Origin of the sequence: Enterobacter sp. BIDMC 27, assembly GCF_000534415.1 — a bacterium.
GTDB classification, from domain to species: Bacteria; Pseudomonadota; Gammaproteobacteria; order Enterobacterales; family Enterobacteriaceae; genus Enterobacter; species Enterobacter hormaechei_C.
This window is the reverse complement of record NZ_KI973178.1, coordinates 4,715,500-4,737,794: the sequence shown is the minus strand read 5'-3', so window position 1 is coordinate 4,737,794 and position 22,295 is coordinate 4,715,500. Positions and strand designations below refer to the sequence as shown.

The window sequence follows — 22,295 nt, the reverse complement described above, 5'->3', positions numbered from 1 at the left end:
TCTCCTTTCTTGTCGGTGAATTTTCGAAACAACGTTTTCATTCTATGCCGACTCGATAACAAAAAAGTATATTTTCTGCGGTATCTGCCGATAAAGAGGGTAGTACTCGCCTCTGGGCGAATTCACCCTCACGGCAAGGAATACTCAATGAAGATGCTTCGTAATTTCACCATCCGTTTCGTCATGCTGACGATACTGGGGATCTTTTGTGTCATGTGGGCAGGCGTGGGGCTTTACAGCACCTGGTCTCTGTCTCGTGTTTCTGATGGTAATGATGTTGACCGCCAGCTGGTCCGGCAAATGACGGTGCTGAGCCAGGGCAACGATCAGTATTTCCGTTTCGTCACCCGCCTGAGCCGGGCGATGGAAGTTAAAGCGGCGGGCGGCACGCCGGACCTGGCTCCTGCTCAGCAGGCGCTGGATAACATGAGTAAAAAGCTGGCAGAGATGAAAGCTATCTCTCCGGGCCCGATGGATGAAAAGGTGTCTGCGCAGGTGATTTCCACCTGGCAGGCGCTGCTCGATCGGGGCGTGACGCCGCAGATGGCGCAGGCGAAGCAGGCGACGCTCGAAGGCTATCGTCAGCATGCCAACAACGTCACGCCGCCGCTAAGCCGTGCATTCGGGGCAGCGGCTGAGAACTTTAACAACACCGCGGCGAAGGCGCTCGACAGCACGCGCGTGGTGGTCGACGGCCTCACCAGCATGACCCGGACGGTGATTATCACCGCCACGATCGTGGGTCTGTTGATCCTGCTGTTCACCGACCGCTACCTGGTGGCGATACTGGTAAAACCGCTGGATCGTATCCGTCAGCAGTTCCGCCAGATTGCGCAGGGCGATCTCAGCCAGCCGATTGAATCCTTTGGCCGCAACTGCGTGGGGCAACTGGTGCCGCTGCTGAGCGCCATGCAGGACAGCCTGCGGGAAGCGGTCAGCACGATTCGTTCCGGCAGTGAGAATATCTGGCGCGGGGCAACGGAGATCTCCAGCGGGAATAACGATCTCTCTTCGCGTACCGAAGAGCAGGCCGCCGCGCTGGAAGAGACCGCGGCCAGCATGGAGCAGCTAACCGCAACGGTGAAGCTGAACGCCGAAAGCGCGCGCCAGGCCAGCCAGCTTGCGGATGTCGCCTCCAGTACGGCCAGCCGCGGCGGCTCGCTGGTGGAAGATGTGGTCACAACCATGAGCGGCATTTCGGACAGCTCGAAAAAAATCGCTGAAATCACTACCGTCATCAACAGCATCGCCTTCCAGACCAATATTCTGGCGCTGAACGCCGCGGTGGAAGCGGCCCGGGCCGGGGAGCAGGGGCGGGGCTTTGCGGTCGTGGCGGGTGAGGTGCGTAATCTGGCCAGCCGCAGCGCGAATGCGGCAAAAGAGATCGAAGGGTTGATTGCAGATTCCGTTGCCCGCGTGGAGCAGGGGGCGCAGCTGGTGAACGATACCGGCACCACGATGGAAGCGATCCTGCGCGACGTGACGGAAGTGACCGTCATTATGAAGCAGATCGCCACCGCGTCAGAGGAGCAGAGCAAAGGTATTTCTCAGGTCGGCGTTGCCATCACGCAGATGGACGGCGTGACCCAGCAGAACGCCTCGCTGGTGGAGCAGGTTTCCGCCGCCGCCGCCGCACTTGAACGGCAGACCGAAGAACTCCAGCGCTCAGTGCAGAAATTCCGTCTCACCGCGTAACCTCTCGTGTCAGGCCGTCTCTGGCGGCCTGACGTTTATCGCTCTGAATAATCTGTGTCACCTGCGACAGCTGACCAATTTTCACTTCACTTGCCCGCATAAATTTACTTTTGTCGATCAGCAGCAGCGACTGGCTGGCGCGGTTTAACAGCAGCGCCTTAAAGCCCGCGTTGTGCTCGGACGGATCCCAAAGGACGCCATGCTCATCGACCCCTTCACACGAGAAGATGAACAGATCGATCTCCAGCCCTTTTAGCTGCGTCACCAGCGCCGGATTAACATAGCAGCGATACTTACGCTCAAGCGTTCCGCCGGAGCAGATAAGCGTGATCCGCTCGCGCTTTGCCATCTCGTGGCAGATAGGCAGACTATTGGTAAATACGGTGAGGTCGATGTCCGGCAACTGGCGCGCCAGATGAAAGCAGGTTGAGCTGGCGTCGAGGGCGATGGTCATCCCTTCGCTGATCCAGCCCAGCGCGTGGCGGGCAATATCGGCTTTGTCGGCATAATGGCTTTTCAGGCGTGCGCCAAAGGGTTCACCGCTGTCGCGGCTGTCCGGGTGAATCAGACGCGCGCGCCCGTGCTGGCGCAGAAGCTTCCCCTGCTGCTGCAACGACTTCAGATCCCGGCGGATCGTCTCTTTGCTGACGGAGAGCTTTTCAGCCAGCACATCGGTAGTCAGCCAGTCGCTTTTACTCAGCAAGGTGATAAGACTCTGCTGTCGGGTCGCTTTTAGCGTCTGGTCTGACATACGAGGCTCCTTGCGCACGCGTGCTGACGCATTTTTCTCATCGCGGAAGAAGGGCGGCGAACCGCCCGGTCATGGATCAACCCTGACGTTTATCTTCCGTCTGGGTATCGAAGTCGCTTGCTGAATGACGCTCATGTAACTGCTCGTTCAGCTCGCCGTTGGTACGGTTAACAATGCGCCCGCGTTTAACAGCCGGACGATTCGCCACATCTTTTGCCCAGCGCTGCACGTTGGTGTACTTCCCGGCATCCAGGAACTCGGCGGCGTTATACACGCTGCCCAGCGCCACGCAGCCAAACCATGGCCAGACTGCCATATCCGCAATGGTATATTCCTCACCCGCTACGTAACGACCGCGCGCCAGCTGTTTGTCCAGCACGTCGAACAGGCGTTTAGCTTCCATGGTGAAGCGATCGATAGCGTACTCAATCTTCACCGGTGCGTAGTTATAGAAGTGGCCAAAACCGCCGCCGAGGAACGGGGCCGCGCCCTGTAACCAGAACAGCCAGTTCAGGGTTTCCGTTCGTCCTGCCGGATCTTTTGGCAGGAAGTGACCAAATTTCTCGGCCAGGTAGAGCAGGATATTGCCGGATTCAAAGACGCGCGTCGGCGGGGTGGTGGAGTGGTCACGCAGGGCCGGGATCTTCGAGTTCGGGTTCACGTCGACAAAACCGCTGGAGAACTGATCGCCCTCACCAATGCGGATCAACCATGCGTCGTATTCCGCGCCCGTCACGCCCAGCGCCAGCAGCTCTTCCAGCATGATGGTAACTTTCTGTCCATTCGGCGTACCGAGAGAGTACAGCTGGAGCGGGTGCGCGCCCACAGGTAGCTCTTTCTCGTGCGTCGCGCCCGAGACGGGACGGTTGATATTGGCGAACGCGCCGCCGTTATTCTGTTTCCATTCCCACACTTTCGGTGGCTGATAGGTGTTATCTGACATGTTGGCCTGCCTTTTTGGTGTTGTGTTGAGGCAGTGTAGCAGGAGATGCAGGAACCGTTTAACGATGCGAGCGTAATGGGCAGGGCGGGTGTATGATAACGCCACCTCTGTCAGTTAATTACAACGTGCAGACGACGACAACCCAACAAAAAAATTGCCGCCTGCCTGTTTTAGGTTGGACACATGCGTAAAGGAACGTTAAGCAGTGACGCACCCTTCGGGACGTTATTAGGTTATGCGCCGGGTGGCGTGGCGATTTACTCTTCAAATTACGGCAGTCTCGATCCGCGTCACTACCCGGAAGACGCGGAATTCCGCAGCTATATCGGCAACGAATACATGGGCCATAAATGGCAGTGCGTTGAGTTTGCGCGCCGTTTCCTGTTTCTCAATCACGGGTTTGTTTTTACCGACGTCGGGATGGCGTGGGAGATCTTCTCCCTGCGTTTTTTGCGCCAGGTGGTAAACGACAATATTTTGCCGCTACAGGCCTTTGCTAATGGCTCAAAACGCGCGCCGCAGGCCGGTGCGCTGCTCATCTGGCAAAAGGGCGGTGAGTTTCATGAAACCGGCCACGTCGCCGTCATTACCCAGCTGCTGGATGACAGAGTGCGCATTGCCGAGCAGAACGTTATTCACTCCCCGCTGCCGATGGGGCAGCAGTGGACGCGCGAGCTGCGTCTGAGCGTGGAGGACGGTTGCTATACGCTTCATGACACGTTCAACGATACCGAGATCCTCGGCTGGATGATCCAGACGGAGGAGACGGAACACAGTATTCCTCAGCCGGAGATCGACGGTGAACTGCTGAAAATCAGCGGCGCGCGATTGAAGAACAACCGTCAGTTCGACGGAAAATGGCTCAATGAAAACGACGCCCTGCAACAGGCGTACGTTCGCGCCAACGGCCACGTTATCAACAACGATCCCTGCCAGTACTTCACCATTACCGAAAGCGCCGAGCAGGAGCTGATCAAAGCCACCAACGAACTGCATCTGATGTACCTTCATGCCACCGACAAGGTGCTGAAAGACGACAGCTTACTCGCGCTTTTCGACATCCCGAAAATTCTCTGGCCGCGTCTGCGCCTTTCCTGGCAGTGGCGTCGTCACCATATGATCACCGGTCGTATGGATTTCTGCATGGATGAACGCGGCATCAAGGTTTACGAGTACAACGCGGATTCCGCCTCCTGCCATACCGAGGGCGGGCTCATTCTTGAAGAGTGGGTGAAAAACGGCTATCGCGGCACCGGCCACAATCCGGCGGAAGGCTTGCTGGAGGAGCTGACCGGCGCATGGAAGCACAGCCACGCGCGGCCGTTCGTCCATATCATGCAGGACAACGATATCGAAGAGGATTACCACGCGCTCTTTATTCAGCGCTCGCTGATCCAGGCCGGGTTTGAAACCAAAATCCTGCATGGACTGGGGGCGCTGAGCTGGGATGCCGCCGGGCAATTGATTGATGATGAAGGCCGTCACGTCAACTGCGTATGGAAAACCTGGGCGTGGGAAACGGCGATTGAGCAGATCCGCGAGGTGAGCGAAACCGAGTACGCCGCCGTGCCTATCCGCACCGGTCACCCGCAAGGTGAAGTGCGCCTGATTGACGTCCTGCTGCGCCCGGAAGTGCTGGTCTTTGAACCGCTGTGGACGGTGATCCCAGGTAACAAGGCGATCCTGCCGGTGCTGTGGCAGCTGTTCCCGAACCACCGTTACCTGCTGGATACCGATTTTGAGGTCAACGATCTGCTCAAACGGACCGGTTATGCCGTTAAACCGATCGCCGGACGCTGCGGGAGCAATATCGATCTGATCGGCGCCCAGGACGAACTGCTGGACCAGTCCAGCGGCAAGTTTGTTGACCGCAAAAATATCTACCAGCAGCTATGGTGCCTGCCGAAAGTTGACGGCAGATACATTCAGGTCTGCACTTTTACCGTGGGCGGGAACTATGGCGGAACCTGTCTGCGCGGGGATGACTCGCTGGTGGTGAAGAAAGAGAGCGATATTGAACCGCTGATTGTGGTGAAAGATAAATAACGTCTCCCTGTTATAAAAACGCCCCCGCAGGGCATGTTGCGGGGGCGTTTCATTACTGCTCTTCCTCTTCCTGCTGCTCGCTGATCTTCAAATCAATGATCCGGCCAATCTGGTCATGGTAAACCGTCAGCAGGTTGTACTGGCTCATCTCGGACATAATTTGCGGCGTGACGTTAAAACTTTGGGCAAGCTCGTCATGGCGCAACATTTCCGGATGACGCCGCCTCACATGCGCGCGGCGGCGATTGTACTGATACCACAGGATCAGCAGCCAGCCGTTGAACGCCGCAATCAGCAGATAGACCAGCACCGTATTAAAAGAGGCGATAATCACGCTCCAGCGGTGATCGCCCTCCTCGGTTAACTGCATCCACAGCCTGGCGTAAAGGAAAAACAGGAATCCTCCCCAGGCTATCAGCGTTAATGCGGCATCGAAAAGACGCGGTGCCAGCCGATGTTCAGTCAAAATTAACGTATTCTCGTTCATTGAATGCTCCCTTTACCCCGGTCCGGACTGATCCAGCGCGCGCGGGCGCGTTTACGTTTAAGCATGACTTTCGGAAATGCCACGAGGGTGGTAAACAGGCCAATCATCCAGTACACCATCGGGAACCAGATTACCCAGAACAGCGAGCCTGCCACTTTCCGCTCGTAGCGCCGCTCGATATACAAACTGACGAGGAATTGCAGCAGGCACATCACGCCCAGCAGCAGCCCGGTAAACGCCGGGGGAAACAGGCTCGCAACGGCCAGGTTCGCGGGAAGAGGGATAATATGGCTGAGAATGAACAACACCACGGTTGCCCCATAGGCAAACGCCCACAGCGTTGATAGCGCGTACTCAAGAAACAGGGGCCACATGCGATGATGCTCCCAGCGGACCATCTTGCGCAGGTTAACCAGAAACACCTCTGCCCCCCCCTGCGCCCAGCGCAGACGCTGTTTCCACAGCCCCTTTAGCGTCTCCGGCATCAGGATCCAGCACAGTGCCCGCGGCTCGAAAAAGATATCCCAGTGGCGAAGCTGAAGCTTCCAGCTTATGTCGATATCCTCTGTGATCATGTCCGGGCTCCAGTACCCGACATCCGCCAGCGCCTGTCGGCGAAAGGCGGCGATGACGCCGGAGACGGTAAAGACCCGGCCATAGATCCGCTGCGTTCGCTTGATAAGGCCAATAATGGAAGAAAACTCGCCCACCTGAATGCGGCCAATCAGCGTTGAGCGCGTGCGAATACGCGGATTCCCGGTGACGGCCCCAACGTGGGGATACTGAATCAGCGGTGCCACCAGATACGCCGCGGTGTCGCGGTCGAGCAGGGCGTCGCCGTCAATGCAGACCAGCAAATCGCCCCGGGCCGCCGCAGCGCCGGCCTTGAGCGCCACGGCTTTCCCCTGGTTCTCCGCGAGATTAATCACCCGCAGGCGCGGTTGCTCTCGCGCCAGCTGTTGCAGTACCTCCGCCGTGTTATCAGAAGAACCGTCATTGATGGCGATAACTTCCACATTCCAGTACCGCTGACCCAGCGCGGCGCTAATGGTCTCCCGTGCGTTGCGTTCCTCATTGAAGCAGGGAATAAGAATCGAGATTAACGGCTCACCGGCTAAGGCGGGGGCGGGTGTTGCGTTATCCCACGACCAGTGCCGTTCAAGCTGAAACCAGAAATAGAGGCCGCCGGTTACCCAGAGCACGGACATAAAAAGCGGCCAGAAAAAGACAAAGTCCAGAATCAGTTCGCCGGTAAATAGCGCGGCTACGCCTAACGGCAACCCGAATACCAGACACAAAATAGAGAAGGCGATAATGCGATCAGTCATTGTCAGGATACCAGTACGAAGAAAATTCAGGTCTGATACGTGAAATATCAGGTTGGTTGTTGAGGAAGTCGTCGGGGTAATAACCGTAATTTTTGATGCCATTCAGCTGGAGCACCCGCATCCACTCCATCAGACGTTCATCGGCTACGGCACGCTGCGGTTTCTGTGCCCAGTCCCTGGCCTGTAGCTCAAAAATCGTTTTATTCAGCGCGCCGGGGCGTGCGGCGACGGCTTTGACTAAACGCGTCAGCCAGGCATTGCTCTCTTCTGCCGGGACGGACTCCATCAGCGGCATTGCCATCGGCACCGTCCAGTCGTAGGCCGCCAGAAAATCATCGAGATTTTGCGCAAACCATGCCTCGCTTTCCGGCTCGAGAATGGGCAACGCGAACATGTTCCGCGCGGTTTTGATCTGCGGGCCACGGATGTTTTTCACCGCCTGGCTCAGGGTGCGGGTAAAGCCGATAAGTCGCTGACTCTTCTGTCGGGTCGTGTCCTGTCCGGCATCGTCAACGTCCGTCAGCACCGCGTCGTCATGAAATAAGATGCCATTGAAGCTGGCATAGCGGGCCAGATCTTCATAGATCTCCGTCACCTGCTGGCGAACCTGCGGACTCCAGGGGGAGAGCCTGATATAGGGCTCGGCGGCCACGGTCAACTCTCCCGTTTGACGATCCCGGCGCTGCACGCGCGGCAAGGCTGGACTGAGATCGAAAGAGAGAACCGGCATCCACGCGAAGACTTTCACTCCCGCGCGGGTTTGTAGCTGCCAGGCGACAAAATTAAAGAGATCGGCCCGGACCGGAAGCCGGCGGTTGGGGAAATAGAGCGCATCGATCCTGCCGTCGCCCCGCGGATCCGAAAACGCCTGGAGAAACACATGGCTGATTTTCATGTCGTAGACCCGCTGGACGAGTTTGTTGATGTTTTTCGTCTGCTGGGCCGGATCGGGATCGTAGACGTAATCGAGATCGACATGCATGACGCGCACCGGGTCAAACTCCTGAACGCGGCTAACCGTGTTGGCAAAGGTTTTTATCGACGGATTTCCGGCGATCAGCAGGCGCGGGATGTTGCCGAGGTCGCGCACGTTTCCCAGCCCGTCCTCCAGGGTAAAGGCCAACTGATAGCCCTGTTTTTGGGCGATAGCGAGCGACGTACCGTTGGCAGCCCCATAGGGCCACACCCAGGCACGCGGCGCTTTTCCCGTCACCTGGGTGATTTTATCGGTGACTTTGCGTACGTCTGCGGCGATCCGCTGGTTGAAGTGTTCATCGGTTTCGTAATGCCCCGTCGCGTTATCATAAAAACGGCTGGCGATGGCGGGTTCACGGCTTCCCTGCGGGTTGGCCGGAATGCCGTAATGCGAGGCCCAGGTATGCGAGCCAATCTCAATCAGCGGGGACTGGCTGAGCTCGCGAACCATATCCCAGGTGGCAAAGCGATCGCGGGGCGTCATCAGACCGCCGAAGTTAACTTTTTGATTTGCCGGCGTATCCACCCAACTGCCCACCGGCGCCCACAGCGCAGGAACGTTCCAGGCCTGAAGCAGAGGCCAGACCCGGGTGTAAAAGCTGCTGTAGCCGTCGTCAAAGCTGAGCAAAACGGCTTTCGGCGGCAGCGCTTTTTTCCCTTCATGCGCATCCAGAATGTCCTGCACGCTGATGGCGTGATAGCCGTTGTGCAAAAGCCAGCTTATCTGCTCGTTTAACGCGCTGGTGCGAACGGAGAGGTAGCGCTGATCGGCGGCATCATCTTCAACGTCGTGGTAGGCCAGGACCAGAAACTGATTCTCCGGCCAGGGTTTGCTGGCCTCCAGCTGCGGCCTCTTTTCAGGGGCCATAAAGGAGAGCGGCTGCGCGCAGAGGCTCGCGCTGAGGTAGAGCCAGCCGATGACGATCAGGCTTACAGAAAAACGTGTGTTCAGCATATTCATCCTTAAAAGCGTAAAGTCGCATCTAACGTGACGGAGAGATTGCTCTCGCGTTTGCCGTCGTAAGGGCGCTTATCCCAGTTCAGCATCACGCCAGTATCGACAACGTTGTTCCACTGGATGCGTTGCCCGTAACCCAGCAGGGTAACGGCACCCGCGGACTGATTTTTCTGCCAGTAGCTGCCCCCTCCTGCCACGAACTGCTGGCTCCAGAGGGTGTCGTAGTGGCGGTACATCTCATGGTCAACGGACAGGGCAGCCGTCACGGACAGATCCCGTGCCGGGTTGTAATAGAGCGTATTCCGCAGGCTGTTTTTACTGGCGGCGATCCCCGGTTCGAGATCCAGCGTCAGGGTCGGGGTCTGCCAGAGACGCTCTTTCCCGGAGAGGGTGTATTCCTGACGGCGGTTGTGGTCTGAGAAGCGGCTGACGGCAGCGTTGAACTGGTATTCACGTCGCTCGTTTTGATACCAGCGAACCCCACCTTCACCCCGGTTGGCGCTGATCCCATTGCGTAATGCCCGTAAGGGTGTGGCGCGTGACAAGCGTTCGAGGTTACCGCTGACCTGCCAGTTATCACTCAGGCTGTAGGTTGTTGAGAGCCGTGCGCCCGGCCTGTTTGTACCGTGATAGCGGTTGCTGGAGAGCTCGGCTTCGAGCGTGAGGTCACGGGGGCGCCACTCAACGCCGCCCAACAGGTGGCGGCTGATGCCTTTACCTTCGTCGAAATTCCCCTGGGCATAGCGGGCGCCGGCAAACAGCCGCCAGTTATCCGCCACGGGCGGGCCATAGAGCGTGGCGTCCCAGTTCATGTCGTGGCTACCGCTAACGGGGTTATCTGAGTGCAATCCTTTACCCGCGTTCAGACGCAGCTCAGACATATGGTGGACCGCTCTGAGTCTGTCCAGGCGACGGGCGCTGCGATCGGCGGGGGCGCGAGCAATTACGTCATCAGCCAGTAAATCCATCTGGCGCCACTCCTGAAGGTCCATTGCGACGTAAGCCTGCTGTTTTTCAAGCTCCAGATTCGCAGGTTCAAGCGCCTCTGCTCGTTTAAGCTTTTGCTCGGCCGCGCGCGGCAGGCCTCTGGCCTGAAGCAGGGCGGCATAATCAATCTGTAACCCCTGATTTCCCGGCGCCGTTGATGCCAGACGATACGACAGCTTTTCGGCCTCCGGCAGGGCGTTGGTCGCCAGCAAATAGTTAAGTTTGAGAGACTGTCCGGTGAGCCACCGATCGTTCGGCTGAGCGGTCGGGGATCCGAAATCGTAGCGGGTCCAGGGAACGCTGCGGGTCTCGCGCTCAACGTAGCGGCGGGCGGTCTGATACTGCCCCGTATCCAGCCAGGCGTAGAAAAGCGCATGCTCCTCATCCTGCGGATCGGAGGCGTAGTGTGGATAGCGTTGCACAAGCGAGAAGGCGGCGACGGTGTTTTTCTCCTGCAAATATGCCGAGATCACCCAGCCGATGGCCCAGTCCGGTATCGGATGCTGTGCGGCCGTCAGCGCCTCATATTCGCTAATGACCTGCCGGTAATTACCCTGCGCATACAGGGCGCCAAGCCGATCGATACGGGCAAGGATGACGTCTTCAGCCGCCTGCGGGTCGTTTTGCCAGCGAGAAAGCAGGGCCTGGTAACGATCTAATGCGTTTTGTGCCAGCCGCAGGCGCTCTTTCTCCGTTCTGCCAGGCACATCCGCCAGGCGTACCCTTTCAGCCGCGGCGTTACGCTCAAGGCGGCGGCGCTCCGCGGGAGACATCGCCACACTTTGCGACAGCCAGAGTGCGGGCGTGCTTACCCGGTTTTCCGTTAACGCATCGATCGTCTCGCGAAGAAGGGCATTATTCCCGGGTGCGGCGTTCAGCGCGCGCATGTCCGCCAGCAGCCGGTCCCCGTTTTTTCCCTGGCGCATCCAGACATAGGAGAGCGTCTCAAGGTGCGCGGGAGAAGGAGCGTCCTTAACCAGCTGCCGGGCTTCCGAAAGCGCGAGGCGATCTCTGCGGGCATCGGCCAGGGTCTTAACATAGCCGATGCGGTAATCGTCGTTATCCGGCGCAAGGCTGAGCGCCTCTTTCCACAGCGATAAGGCGGATGGCCAGGCTTTTTGGTTTCTTCTGGACTGGGCGACGGCAGCGATGGCGCGAGCGGGCAGCGGCATATAAATACCATAACGCTGCCAGACCCGGATAACCTCATCATCGCGTCCTGCCCAGGAGGCTACCTGTAACCAGTCCGCAACCTGTCCGGGTGTTAAAGCATGCTGTTGCTCATAGCGCTGTAGGTAATCAAGAAACAGAGCGTAATTACCGTTACGTGCCTGTTGTATCTGATGCTCATAAACGGATTCATCAGCCTGAACCAGAACAGGAAAGAGTAAAAGCAGGAGCAATAATATTGTGGTGCGATAAAAGAATAACGTAGTGAAGCTAAGCGATCTTTCCATATCTATTTGCCATTTGTTTATCGTGAATCCATTGCATAACACGGCCGCCTTTTAACTCTGTGTTAAAGGGCATAAAGGAGAACATTAAATCTGAATGATGCTACGTTATGGGGTACTTACTTAAAGGTAATTATGAGCCCTCATCTCAGTGGTCTGATTGGGCTTAATGTACACCCGATATGTTGGGGGATAAATAAGTTGAAAAGCGGCTGAGAGGTTTTGGGATAATTCTGGAAGAAGTAAGTTTTTTAGATAATTCAGTGCAGGATTGTTCTTTTTAACTGATTGATGTTAAATGATTTTTCTTTCTCTGCTTCCTGTTTTGTTATATTCGAAATGAAGTTCTGCTGAGTTAATTAAAGTACTTTCTGGTACATGTTTGGGAAGTTTCATGACAAAAATTCTTAATGTTCAGAGAAGTGACTTTTCTGAAATTCTTTTTTATTTATAATTAACGACAGACATTGAGTGATAGTCTGCAAAAAGTCTAGCTCACCAATGTCATATTGAGGGATGATCAAAGCCAGAAAACATTTGCCGTAAATGTAAAGCGCTATAAACGAAAGCGTTCTTGTTTCTTAAGAGGCGGGCTTGCTTTAATCTAAAAGGGATGGTTAGTGGCGACTTCAATAGTGTTAGTGACTCAGGATTGTTTCCTTGTCAGGGGGATGCGGCTATTTTTCCCGGATATAATTTGCCTCAGTTCGATAGACAGAAACATATTTGATACCGACGCAAATGAATATACTGTACTGATTGATAGCCGTACGCCGCTCCGTTTATATGATTACCTGATACGCCATCCGGCCAGAACGAGAAAAACGATCTGCTGCGTTATGCTGGATATGCGTCCTCGAGAGGAGGATCTTCTCAGTATGAAGCTGTTTATGAACACGTCGCTTACGGCTCCGGATATGGCGTCGTTATTCAATCTGGTGCTTGATATGAAAGGCAGGCGTCTGACAACCAAATGGCTGCTTAACTTACGGCTGAGTCGACACGAAGCGATAATGATCAGGTTGCTGAAGGCAGGGAGGTCAATGGAAGAGATTGCAGATAAGCTGAATATGTCGGTTAAAAGCCTCTATCGCAAGCGAACGGTGCTGTCGGAGCGGTTAGGAGCAGGTAACTTCAACGAGGCGTGTTTGTTTATCTTTAAAAACAAACTGCTGGACGTGGTTGGGAACGATCCCTAGCTTCGTCAGAAGCCAAAAGCAGAAACCCGCCACGAGGGCGGGTTCTTTTAATGGAAATAATTCAGAACGACCAGCGCAGATTGGCGTTAACAGAGTTGACGCGGGTATCCGCACCATATTGTCCCTGGTAACCCACATCCAGCGTCGCAGCACGCGACAGCTGTACGCTCACGCCGATATCACCGACCATCACATCCTCATCCACGGCCTGTCCCTGAGTAATGAACGCGTCGCTGCCCGCAAACGCCATGCGCGAAGAGGTATTCTTATCGCCATAGGCGTGCTGCCAGCCCAACGAACCGTAGAGGTTAACGTGCTTCGGCAACTCGGTCACACCGCGCAACCCGAGTGTCGTATAGAAGGTGTTCATCGTTTCGTTACGGACGCTCAGCGCAGCGGCACCGCCGTCTTCCCTGAAGCTGTCGGTATGCAGCCGGATGTACGATAAATTGACGAACGGCTCAATATTCCTGTCTGGCTGGCCGAAACGGTAGCCCGCTTCGGTGAACGCCAGCAGGGAGTTCGCGTCGTAATCTGACTTCAGCCGATCCGAGAAGCCGCTGAAATCAACATTGCGCTCGCCTTCGATCTTGTGCCAGGTGTAACCCAGCGCGCCGCGAAGGGAGAACGCATCCTGTTGACCCGCCGCATACAGACCAAGGTGATAGTTGTCGGTATCCGTTGAGGAGCGACGGCTGTCGACGTCATAATCACCCCGGCTGTAGCCGAAGTAGCCGCCGACACGCACGTTATGGTCCGCCAGTTTGCGATCTGCCCCCAGCAGGAAGCCGGTGGTGTTGCCGTCCAGCTTGCCCACGTTACCGTCGCCGCTGTTTCGGCTCCAGGCGCTGAAGGTCTGGCCCCAGACGCCATTGTTTTGCGGCTCCGGCTGCTGCACCAGCGACATGGCTAACGGTGGTATCGGCAGGCTGTCGTTATCAAACGCGCGCTGCATCCGCTGGTTTAACACGTTAAACACCTGCGTGCTGCCAGCGATCAGGTTGGACTGCATTGACGGATAAACTTCACCAGAAAGCTGGTTGAACGCCTCGCGCGCTTCCGGTGCGCTTAGCAGAAGCAGCGAGTTATACAGCGCCAGCGACGGGCCGCTTTGCGTCAGCGTGGAGAGCGCGCCAGCGGTATTCCACTGGTTGCTGCTTTGGGCCACGGTCTGGAAAATGCCCGGCTTGCCGCTTCCCGGGTTTTCACCGCCAGGATTCTCACCGCCCGGGTTTTCACCTCCGGGGTTTTCACCGCCAGGATTTTCGCCTCCGGGGTTTTCACCGCCAGGATTCTCACCACCAGGATTTTCGCCTCCGGGGTTTTCTCCTCCAGGATTCTCGCCACCGGTTTCTTTCTGCGCGATGGTCAGATCGACGGCGTTGGTGCTTTGCTTAAGCGCCACGTCGAGGAATGCGGATTTGGAGATCGCTCCGGCGAACTCACCGTCGATTCCCCCGTCGGAGGTCAAAATGCGGTAGCTTTGGCCCGTTTTATAGCTGGTTTGCGGATCCAGCGCGGTGACCTGTACCTTAGCCTGATTGCTGATGGTGGTTTTACCCGATACCAGTAGCTGGTCGCTGCGGCCATCTCCTGCGATATCCACGTCATAGAAGGATTCGCCGATAAAGTTCAGATAGCGTTTCAGCGTCAACGTACCGATATTGCCGTCGCCGGGCGAGATATGTCCGCCGGACAGGATCTCGGTCTGGCCCAGCGTCCCGTTGCCGCCCAGCGTGCCGCCGGACTTGATTGACGCGGCGCTGCTATAACCCACCCCGTTGCTGACGTCTGAACCCGCCGTCGCGTTGAGGATCAACGTGCCGCCGTTCTCCGCGCTAAGGGTCTGGACGTCAAAGATATCGTCTTCTGGCTGGGTATTAATATTGCTGGCAATGATGACTTTACCGCCCCGCGCGGTTACGTTCGCCTTGAGTGCGGAAAGATCGCCGTTCAGCGTCGTCTGCCCGGAGGTGTTGATCACATCACCTTCACCGCTCATCGTGTTGCTGAAGAGGTAATTTCCGTCGGTATGGTTGAAGTAGACATAGCTGCCGAACAGTCCGCCACGAAGGCTGATTGCCGTCTTCGCATCGAGGGTACCTGCGCCGCCCGCCGTGCCAAGCGTTGGCTCAGTTAAACCCGTGCCGGTGTCCATATTGCCGCGGCTGCCGATGATGAGCGCACCCCGGTTCGAGCCGGAACCCGATGTCCCCACGATCAGCGCATTGCTGCCAGCGGAAAATGAACCGCCGTCAATCACAGACAGCACGCCATTGCCGTAATCGCCCACGCTCACGCTGCTGCCGCTGGTAAAGCGCGAGTCCTTGCCTGCAATAACCAGTTCGGCAGTTTTCCCTGCGCCGGAGACGCCCGCCACCTGCACGCCGCCAACGTTAACCGTTCCGCCGTTCACCACATCCAGGTCGCCATATAGCGTCAACGTACGGCCAACGTTCCACTGTGACCCGCTCCCCGTGACGGTGGCTTTCGGGCTCAGCGTGTCGGTTTCACCCGGCCCGGTACCGTTGCCGATGCGCGCATCGTAAGCGGTGCTGAGCGACGCGCCGTCTTCAATCGCAAGCGTGGAGCGTGCGCCCAGATCGGTGCCTACACTGAGAAAATTACTGGTCACACGAGAGCCGGCACCCGTGGCGATTAGGTGGCTGTCGTAGCCGCGGGTGGTGCCGACAACGATCTCCTTTGCGCTCGCCAGCGCGCCCTCTTCGACTCGCAGGGTGCCGAGGCCAAGATTCAGGTCGCCGCGAAGGACGTACCGATCGTTCACCGCGTTAAGCTCAGCGTCTGGCCCACGGACCGTGACCACGCTTTCATAAATTTTGCCGTCGAACAGCCGACCGATATTGATGTTATAGGCGGTGATTTTGCCATTATCGATCAGCAGGTTTCCGCGTTGGTTACGTCCAACATAAACATCTCCGGTGTAACCCAGCGTTTCGGTAATACGCGACTCGCCATCAAAAAAGGCATCGGCTGCACGCGCGACATCGGCAGGTAAAAAAAGTAACAGCGGCGCGGAAAATAGAGCGAGGTAAAGTCTGGAAAGCGGTGTCTTAACCGCTAAAGAATGTGATGTAGAGTTATTCACGGGCTATCTCCGTACTCATTAGCATGATGTCAGGAACATCGTTTTTATATGAAAACTCAGATACGTCAGATAACGTAAAAGGCGTTATTTCAGTACGCCTTTTAATGCGGTGCTAATTATTTATGTGTGACAACTGGTGTACAGGTTGGCGCGCTCAGCGTCGGTGCAGATCCTAAAATTCCCGGCATCATCATCGATGAACAATCGAAAATACGCCCTTTTTCTGTCGTGGCGCGATAAGAGAGTTTTTGTCCTCCCAGTGCGTCCGGCTGGGCGCCATTAACGTTGGATACGGTTATTTCATCCGATGAGCCCAGTCCCAGCATTTTAGCGGTCTCCGCCTGTAGGAGTGGAATAGCCTGATCGGTTTTCAACGTGGAACAACCGGCTAGCATCAACGTAACGGTTAAAACGATGAGTGGTTTTTTCATAAATTATCCTTGATATCCAACCAGTTAATTTCACTGATTGTATTTATGTTTTCTTTTACCCAAATCAGCGAATAATATATTTCTCTTTCCTAATCGAAAAAACCCTCCTAAAGTAGGGTGGGTAGATAATAATTCATCTGTACTCTAAGATATGCGAAGGTAAAAGGAGGCTCCTTTGGGACAGAATTATGCGTTAGTCGTTGATGACCATCCATTGGTAGCAAGCGGCATCGCCAATTTTCTGATTACACATTGCCAGTTTAAGCAGGCGTGTGTGGTGACGAATGAAGATGATTGCTACCGCCAAATTAGGGATCATGGCCCGCCACGTTTGCTGGTAATCGATTTTTGGCTCTCTTCCGGAACGGCCCTGAAATTACTCAAAGAAGTAAAGCAACTTTACCCACAGGTACGACTCCTGGTGGTCAGCGGGGATGACAATAATGATATCTGGCGCAAAGTTAATGCCGCCGGGGGACACGGTTTTGTATTGAAAAGCGAGCCACCTGAGATGTTCTCGCGGGCCGTTTTCGCACTCACTGATAATCAGACCTGGTTTCCTGAGGGAAACGAAATTTCCGTTAAGACGAATAATGAGAAGTTAAGTAAATTTAACTTAACACCGCGACAAATAGACGTGTTAAATATGATTATGCGCGGCCTGCCAAATAAACGCATCGCCGCCCAGCTTTCAATTTCTGAGCCCACGGTCAAAGAACACATCAGCAATATATTGAAAAAGATAGGCGTTAACAGCCGGGTCGAAGCCATCACGCTTCTGCATGGCAAGCAGGAACCGTCGGAATGAGGTTTTTCCAGAGCTTACAAAATGATGGTATCTCTGCTCCGGCGCAGATCCGTTTGCTAAACAACACCTTTCTGCGGCTGGTATTTAGCTTTAGTGCGGTGCCCTTTGTTGGTATTCCTTTCGCCATCTGGATTTATATGCTTGGGGATGAACTCGGCCCAACGATTATCTGGATAATTATTTATCTGCTATGTGCCGTGGCGATACGAATATTGCACCGACGCTATCAGCGTGAAGCGAAAGAAAACGGTGAAAGGGACGTTCTGCGACGCTGGCTTCCGCGTATTAATAATATTGCCTTTATTCACGGGCTGGGAATTTCATCACTCTATTTAATTACGCCACAGACGCAGAATTTTGACTTTTTCCTGTTACTTAATATCAGCATTGCCGCCATCGTCGCCGCCAATGCGACGCATCTGACGCCTGTCATCAGTACCTTTACGCGTTTTTTCTTCGCCTCCTGGGGGGTGCTGAACCTCGGTATTATCTGGCGGCTGGATGAGTTGATGTTCATCGTGCTCATGCTGAATCTGCTTTACGGCTTCGCGATTTACCGCCATGCGTTAACTTCCCATGCGTTCTTTATTCAGCAAGCGCTGCTTGAGGAAAAAAGCTCACGCCTTGCGGAACAGTTTCGTCAGGCCAAAGAGGACGCGGAGCAGGCACTGCTGGATAAAAATCAGTTTCTGACCACCGCCAGTCACGATCTGCGCCAGCCCGTACACGCAATGGGCTTTCTGATCGAAGCCATCCTCCACCGAAACCGGGACGACAGCCTGACGCCGCAACTCCTTGACCTTCAGCAGAGCGTTCGCTCGGTGCATTTAATGCTCAATTCTCTGCTCGATCTGAGCAAAATAGAATCCGGGAATGCCCTCTCTGCCCCGACCAAAGTGGATATCGGTGCTCTGCTCGACTCGGTCATCACGCTGTTTCGTGAAGAGGCCAACAGCCGCGCGCTTAGGCTGTGTATCCGGCGGCCTAAACGCCGTATCGACGTGATGGGCGATCCGCTGCTGGTGCGACAGTCCCTGATTAACCTGATTCAAAACGCCCTTCGCTACACGCTCCAGGGCGGGGTGCTGGTCGCCATCCGACCGCGCGGTGACGAGTGTATGGTGGAGGTGTGGGACACGGGAGTCGGTATCGCCGATGAAGAGAAGGGCAAAATCTTCTCACCTTACTACCGCCCCGAGCTGGCATGGAAGATCGACAGCGCCGGACACGGGCTGGGACTGGCCGTCGTTGCCCGTTGTGCCAAGCTGATGAAGGTGAAATACGGAATGCAATCCATTGAAGGGAAAGGCTCCCGCTTCTGGATGCGCTTTACCCAATATGCTGGCGAAGACATCGCGCCGGACATCCCGCCCGCCGCTGACAACACCGCCACGCCGGTACGCTATGCGCCGCTGCACGGTTCCTGCCTGGTCGTCGATGACGACCCGCTGGTGACGTCTGCCTGGGAGAGCCTGATGAGCGTCTGGGGAATCGACGTACGCTGTGCGGCCTCGGCTGAAGAAGCGTTTGCCATCATCGACGACGGCTTTACGCCGTTCGCCGTGCTGTGCGACCAGCGCCTGCGATCCGGCGAAAGCGGCTTCGATATCCTGAAGGCGCTTTTTGAACGTCTGCCGGATATGAGCGGCGCGATAGTCAGCGGCGAATTTAATTCACCGGTTCTGCTGGAGGCGGAGCAGGAGGGGTACCTGGTGCTCCGCAAGCCTCTTGAGCCAGCTAAACTGCATGCGCTGCTGACGCAGTGGTCGGGATGTCATTAAGGGAATGCAGAAGTGTCGATTCTGGCGGGTTCAGAATGCAAAAACGGACCTCCGTGGAGGTCCGTTAATATAAATTTGGTGCCCGGACTCGGAATCGAACCAAGGACACGGGGATTTTCAATCCCCTGCTCTACCGACTGAGCTATCCGGGCAACGGGGCGCATTAAACCCGATCCTCCCTCCGGCGTCAACGAAATTTGTTGCTTTCGGTGCAGACTGCACACTCTCTCACCATTTCGTCGCAAACTTAAGCGAAAAAGCGCGTCCAGAGCGCGGAAAGCGGCATCGCGAGCAGCAGGGCAGGGAGCATGTTCACCACTGCAAACATCTTAATGCCACAGATGCGCAGCCCTGTCGCCAGCAGCAACAGGCCGCCGACGGCGGTAAAGTCTGCCATCATCGCTGGCGTTGTCAGCGGTAGGATCAGCGTGGCGCAGGTGGCCAGCGCCAGCTGAATAAGCAACATCGGCACACAAATCGCGGCGACGGCGATGCCTAGGGTGGTGGCAAAAATGGTGGCAGTAAAGAAATCCAGAAACGCTTTCGCAATCAATATGCTGGGATCGCCGGTCATCCCTTCCTGCATCGAACCGAATATCCCCGTGCCGCTGGCGCAGAACAGAATAATGATCGCAACGTAGTTCTGAATAAACGACTCGTGCGTGCCGTGCTTTGCCTTGCCTGGTCGGGCAATCAGATTTTTGGCTTTGCCTACTGCGTGATTAATACCTTTTTCCAGATAGCAAAACTCGCCGATGAGCGCGCCGAGCAGCGTCGCCAGTACCATCACCGGCAGGTTGGCGCATTTCACCACTAAAAGGATACCAATCCCTAACGACGCCAGGCCAAAAATAGAAGGCATGGAGACGCGAATACGCTCCGGCAGGCGCTGACTTAATACTGCCCCAAGTACACCGCCCAGCAATACGGCTCCCGCATTGATAAAGGGTCCAATTACCACGTTTAACTCCTGTTATTTAAGCACTGGCATTGCATGATTATGACACGTCCGTCCCTGATTACGCTTAGCTTTGGGAGGCGTAACGCATACTGATTCCTTCTTGCACCTGAAAATAAAAGGTGACATGATTGCGCGAATTTTCTCCTTCCTGTCTCGCCGTTCGGTGAGGGTATTTGCGCCTATGAAAACCATGAAAATTGCCGTCAGCCGTGAGCTGGTATCCAAAGTTTCTACGCATCGCGAAAAAGTTATGCTGGATAACACTGATTTCACCGATGTGGCGGCAGTCGTCATTACGGTTGTTGAAAGCTACAGCGGCATTCTCGCATTGCTGAAGCGTACGGGCTTTCAGTTACCGGTATTTTTGTTCTCAACAGAGCCAGGAGAGGTGCCAGAGGGTGTCACGGCGATCATCTCGGGTAAAGCACAGGAATTGCTGGAACTGGAATCTGCCGCCTGCCGGTATGAAGAGAACCTGCTGCCACCCTTTTTTGACACCCTGAGCCAGTATGTGGCGATGGGAAACAGCACCTTTGCCTGTCCGGGTCACCAGCACGGTGCCTTTTTCAAAAAACACCCGGCGGGGCGGCAGTTCTATGATTTCTTCGGTGAGAACGTTTTTCGCGCCGACATGTGCAACGCCGACGTTAAGCTGGGCGATCTGCTGATCCACGAAGGCTCCGCCAAGCACGCGCAAAAGTTCGCGGCGAAAGTATTCAACGCGGACAAAACCTACTTTGTGCTGAACGGCACGTCGGCGGCCAACAAGGTGGTGACCAACGCGCTGCTGACCCGCGGCGACCTGGTACTGTTCGACCGCAACAACCACAAGTCCAACCATCATGGGGCGCTGATCCAGGCCGGGGCAACGCCTGTCTATCTTGAGGCAGCCCGTAATCCGTTTGGTTTTATCGGCGGGATTGATGAGCACTGCTTTGATGAGGCCTGGCTGCGGGAACTGATCCGTGACGTCGCGCCGCAGAAAGCCGCCGAGGCGCGCCCGTTCCGTCTGGCGATCATTCAGCTCGGCACCTACGATGGCACGATCTACAACGCCCGTCAGGTGATCGACAAGATCGGTCACCTTTGCGACTACATCCTCTTTGACTCCGCCTGGGTCGGCTACGAGCAGTTTATCCCGATGATGGCGGAAACGTCTCCGCTTCTGCTGGAACTGAACGAGAACGATCCGGGAATTTTCGTGACCCAGTCGGTGCACAAGCAGCAGGCCGGGTTCTCGCAAACGTCGCAGATCCATAAAAAGGATAACCATATTCGCGGTCAGTCGCGCTTCTGCCCGCACAAGCGGCTGAACAACGCGTTCATGCTGCATGCCTCCACCAGCCCGTTTTACCCGCTGTTTGCTGCGCTGGACGTGAACGCCAAGATCCACGAGGGCGAGAGCGGACGCAGGCTGTGGGCGGAGTGCGTCGAGCTGGGCATTGAAGCGCGCAAGGCCATCATCGCCAACTGTCATATGATCAAACCGTTTATCCCACCGGTGGTGGCGGGGCGGCCATGGCAGGATCACCCCACGCAGGCCATCGCCAGCGAGCGTCGCTTCTTTAGTTTTGAACCGGGTGCAAAATGGCACGGTTTTGAAGGCTATGCCCACGAACAGTATTTCGTCGATCCGTGCAAGCTGCTGCTGACCACGCCGGGCATTGATGCTGAAACAGGTCACTATACCGATTTCGGCATTCCGGCGACCATTCTCGCCCACTACCTGCGCGAAAACGGCATTGTGCCGGAGAAGTGCGATCTCAACTCCATCCTGTTCCTGCTGACGCCAGCCGAGAGCGCGGAGAAGCTGATGCAGCTGGTGGCGATGCTGGGGCAGTTTGAACAGCATATTGAAGACGACACACCGCTCGCGGATGTGCTTCCGACTATCTATCAGAAATACCCGGTGCGTTACCGCGACTACACGATCCGTCAGCTGTGCCAGGAGATGCACGATCTCTACGTCAGCTTTAACGTGAAGGATTTACAGAAGGCGATGTTCCGTCAGGAGAGCCTGCCGGCCGTGGTGATGAACCCGCAGGATGCCAACCAGGAGTATATTCGCGGGAACGTCGAACTGGTGCGTATTCGTGACGCCGAAGGACGCATTGCCGCCGAAGGTGCGCTGCCATACCCGCCGGGCGTGCTGTGTGTGGTGCCCGGGGAAGTCTGGGGTGGAGCAGTACAGCGCTATTTCCTGGCGCTGGAAGAGGGCATTAATATGCTGCCGGGTTTCTCGCCAGAGTTGCAGGGCGTTTACAGCGAGAAAGATGCGGACGGGATTAAGCGGCTGTATGGATACGTATTGAATGTCTGAACGTAGGCCGGGTAAGCGTTAGCGCCACCCGGCGAGTTGCCCGGTGGCGCAAGCTTACCGGG

At 55.9% G+C, this 22,295-nt stretch carries 15 protein-coding genes and 1 tRNA gene; 6 read left to right on the top strand and 10 right to left on the bottom strand.

Going from position 1 to position 22,295, the window contains the following annotated elements:
- Positions 1–147: 147 nt before the first annotated feature.
- Positions 148–1,695 (top strand): methyl-accepting chemotaxis protein, encoded by a 1,548-nt coding sequence (locus L463_RS00555; RefSeq protein ID WP_032649517.1) that lies wholly within the window; start codon positions 148–150, stop codon positions 1,693–1,695.
- On the opposite strand, the gene fucR is transcribed toward L463_RS00555, so the two are convergent.
- Both fucR and yghU read right to left on the bottom strand, forming a co-directional pair.
- Positions 1,685–2,446 (bottom strand): L-fucose operon activator, encoded by a 762-nt coding sequence (gene fucR / locus L463_RS00560; protein ID WP_015571863.1) that lies wholly within the window; start codon positions 2,444–2,446, stop codon positions 1,685–1,687. The two genes, L463_RS00555 and fucR, sit on opposite strands and share 11 nt — an antisense overlap.
- Positions 2,447–2,522: 76 nt before the next feature.
- A complete protein-coding gene (gene yghU / locus L463_RS00565; RefSeq protein ID WP_003862465.1) occupies positions 2,523–3,389 on the bottom strand; it encodes a glutathione-dependent disulfide-bond oxidoreductase in 867 nt (288 codons plus the stop codon).
- Between the two features lie 183 nt (positions 3,390–3,572).
- On the opposite strand from yghU, the gene gss reads away from it, so the two are divergent.
- Positions 3,573–5,435: a bifunctional glutathionylspermidine amidase/synthase gene (gss, locus tag L463_RS00570; protein ID WP_015571862.1), complete on the top strand. Its 1,863-nt coding sequence runs from the start codon at positions 3,573–3,575 to the stop codon at positions 5,433–5,435.
- 52 nt (positions 5,436–5,487) lie between these two features.
- On the opposite strand, the gene pgaD is transcribed toward gss, so the two are convergent.
- The 4 genes from pgaD to pgaA are packed head-to-tail and all read right to left on the bottom strand — an operon-like array spanning position 5,488 to position 11,627.
- Positions 5,488–5,922, bottom strand: a complete 435-nt coding sequence (pgaD, locus tag L463_RS00575; protein ID WP_015571861.1) for a poly-beta-1,6-N-acetyl-D-glucosamine biosynthesis protein PgaD — start codon at positions 5,920–5,922, stop codon at positions 5,488–5,490.
- Positions 5,919–7,250, bottom strand: a complete 1,332-nt coding sequence (gene pgaC / locus L463_RS00580; RefSeq protein WP_017692672.1) for a poly-beta-1,6-N-acetyl-D-glucosamine synthase — start codon at positions 7,248–7,250, stop codon at positions 5,919–5,921. Before pgaC ends, pgaD begins: the two co-directional genes overlap by 4 nt.
- On the bottom strand, positions 7,243–9,180 hold the full coding sequence (gene pgaB, locus L463_RS00585) for a poly-beta-1,6-N-acetyl-D-glucosamine N-deacetylase PgaB (protein ID WP_023304416.1): 1,938 nt from the start codon (positions 9,178–9,180) through the stop codon (positions 7,243–7,245). Before pgaB ends, pgaC begins: the two co-directional genes overlap by 8 nt.
- Positions 9,181–9,188: 8 nt before the next feature.
- Positions 9,189–11,627: a poly-beta-1,6 N-acetyl-D-glucosamine export porin PgaA gene (gene pgaA / locus L463_RS00590; RefSeq protein ID WP_032673322.1), complete on the bottom strand. Its 2,439-nt coding sequence runs from the start codon at positions 11,625–11,627 to the stop codon at positions 9,189–9,191.
- Positions 11,628–12,295: 668 nt separating this feature from the next.
- On the opposite strand from pgaA, the gene L463_RS0123025 reads away from it, so the two are divergent.
- The gene (locus tag L463_RS0123025) at positions 12,296–12,823 is read left to right on the top strand and encodes a helix-turn-helix transcriptional regulator (protein ID WP_045324834.1); all 528 of its coding nucleotides are present in this window, start codon (positions 12,296–12,298) and stop codon (positions 12,821–12,823) included.
- Between the two features lie 61 nt (positions 12,824–12,884).
- Here the strand turns inward: L463_RS0123025 and L463_RS00595 are convergent, their stop codons facing one another.
- A complete protein-coding gene (locus L463_RS00595) occupies positions 12,885–15,932 on the bottom strand; it encodes an autotransporter family protein (protein WP_032673321.1) in 3,048 nt (1,015 codons plus the stop codon).
- A 116-nt stretch (positions 15,933–16,048) separates the two neighbouring features.
- Positions 16,049–16,363, bottom strand: coding sequence for a lipoprotein (locus tag L463_RS00600; protein ID WP_017382737.1), 315 nt, complete (start codon positions 16,361–16,363; stop codon positions 16,049–16,051).
- Between the two features lie 175 nt (positions 16,364–16,538).
- On the opposite strand from L463_RS00600, the gene L463_RS00605 reads away from it, so the two are divergent.
- On the top strand, positions 16,539–17,171 hold the full coding sequence (locus tag L463_RS00605) for a response regulator transcription factor (RefSeq protein ID WP_017692678.1): 633 nt from the start codon (positions 16,539–16,541) through the stop codon (positions 17,169–17,171).
- A complete protein-coding gene (locus L463_RS00610) occupies positions 17,168–18,952 on the top strand; it encodes a hybrid sensor histidine kinase/response regulator (RefSeq protein ID WP_023304413.1) in 1,785 nt (594 codons plus the stop codon). The genes L463_RS00605 and L463_RS00610 overlap by 4 nt, the downstream gene beginning before the upstream one ends.
- 76 nt (positions 18,953–19,028) lie before the next feature.
- Here the strand turns inward: L463_RS00610 and L463_RS00615 are convergent.
- A tRNA-Phe gene (locus L463_RS00615) sits at positions 19,029–19,104 on the bottom strand.
- A 95-nt stretch (positions 19,105–19,199) separates the two neighbouring features.
- Complete coding sequence (locus L463_RS00620) at positions 19,200–19,913, bottom strand: DUF554 domain-containing protein (RefSeq protein ID WP_017692680.1); 714 nt, start codon at positions 19,911–19,913, stop codon at positions 19,200–19,202.
- A gap of 181 nt (positions 19,914–20,094) precedes the next feature.
- On the opposite strand from L463_RS00620, the gene L463_RS00625 reads away from it, so the two are divergent.
- A complete protein-coding gene (locus tag L463_RS00625; protein ID WP_032103880.1) occupies positions 20,095–22,233 on the top strand; it encodes an ornithine decarboxylase in 2,139 nt (712 codons plus the stop codon).
- Positions 22,234–22,295 lie beyond the last annotated feature (62 nt).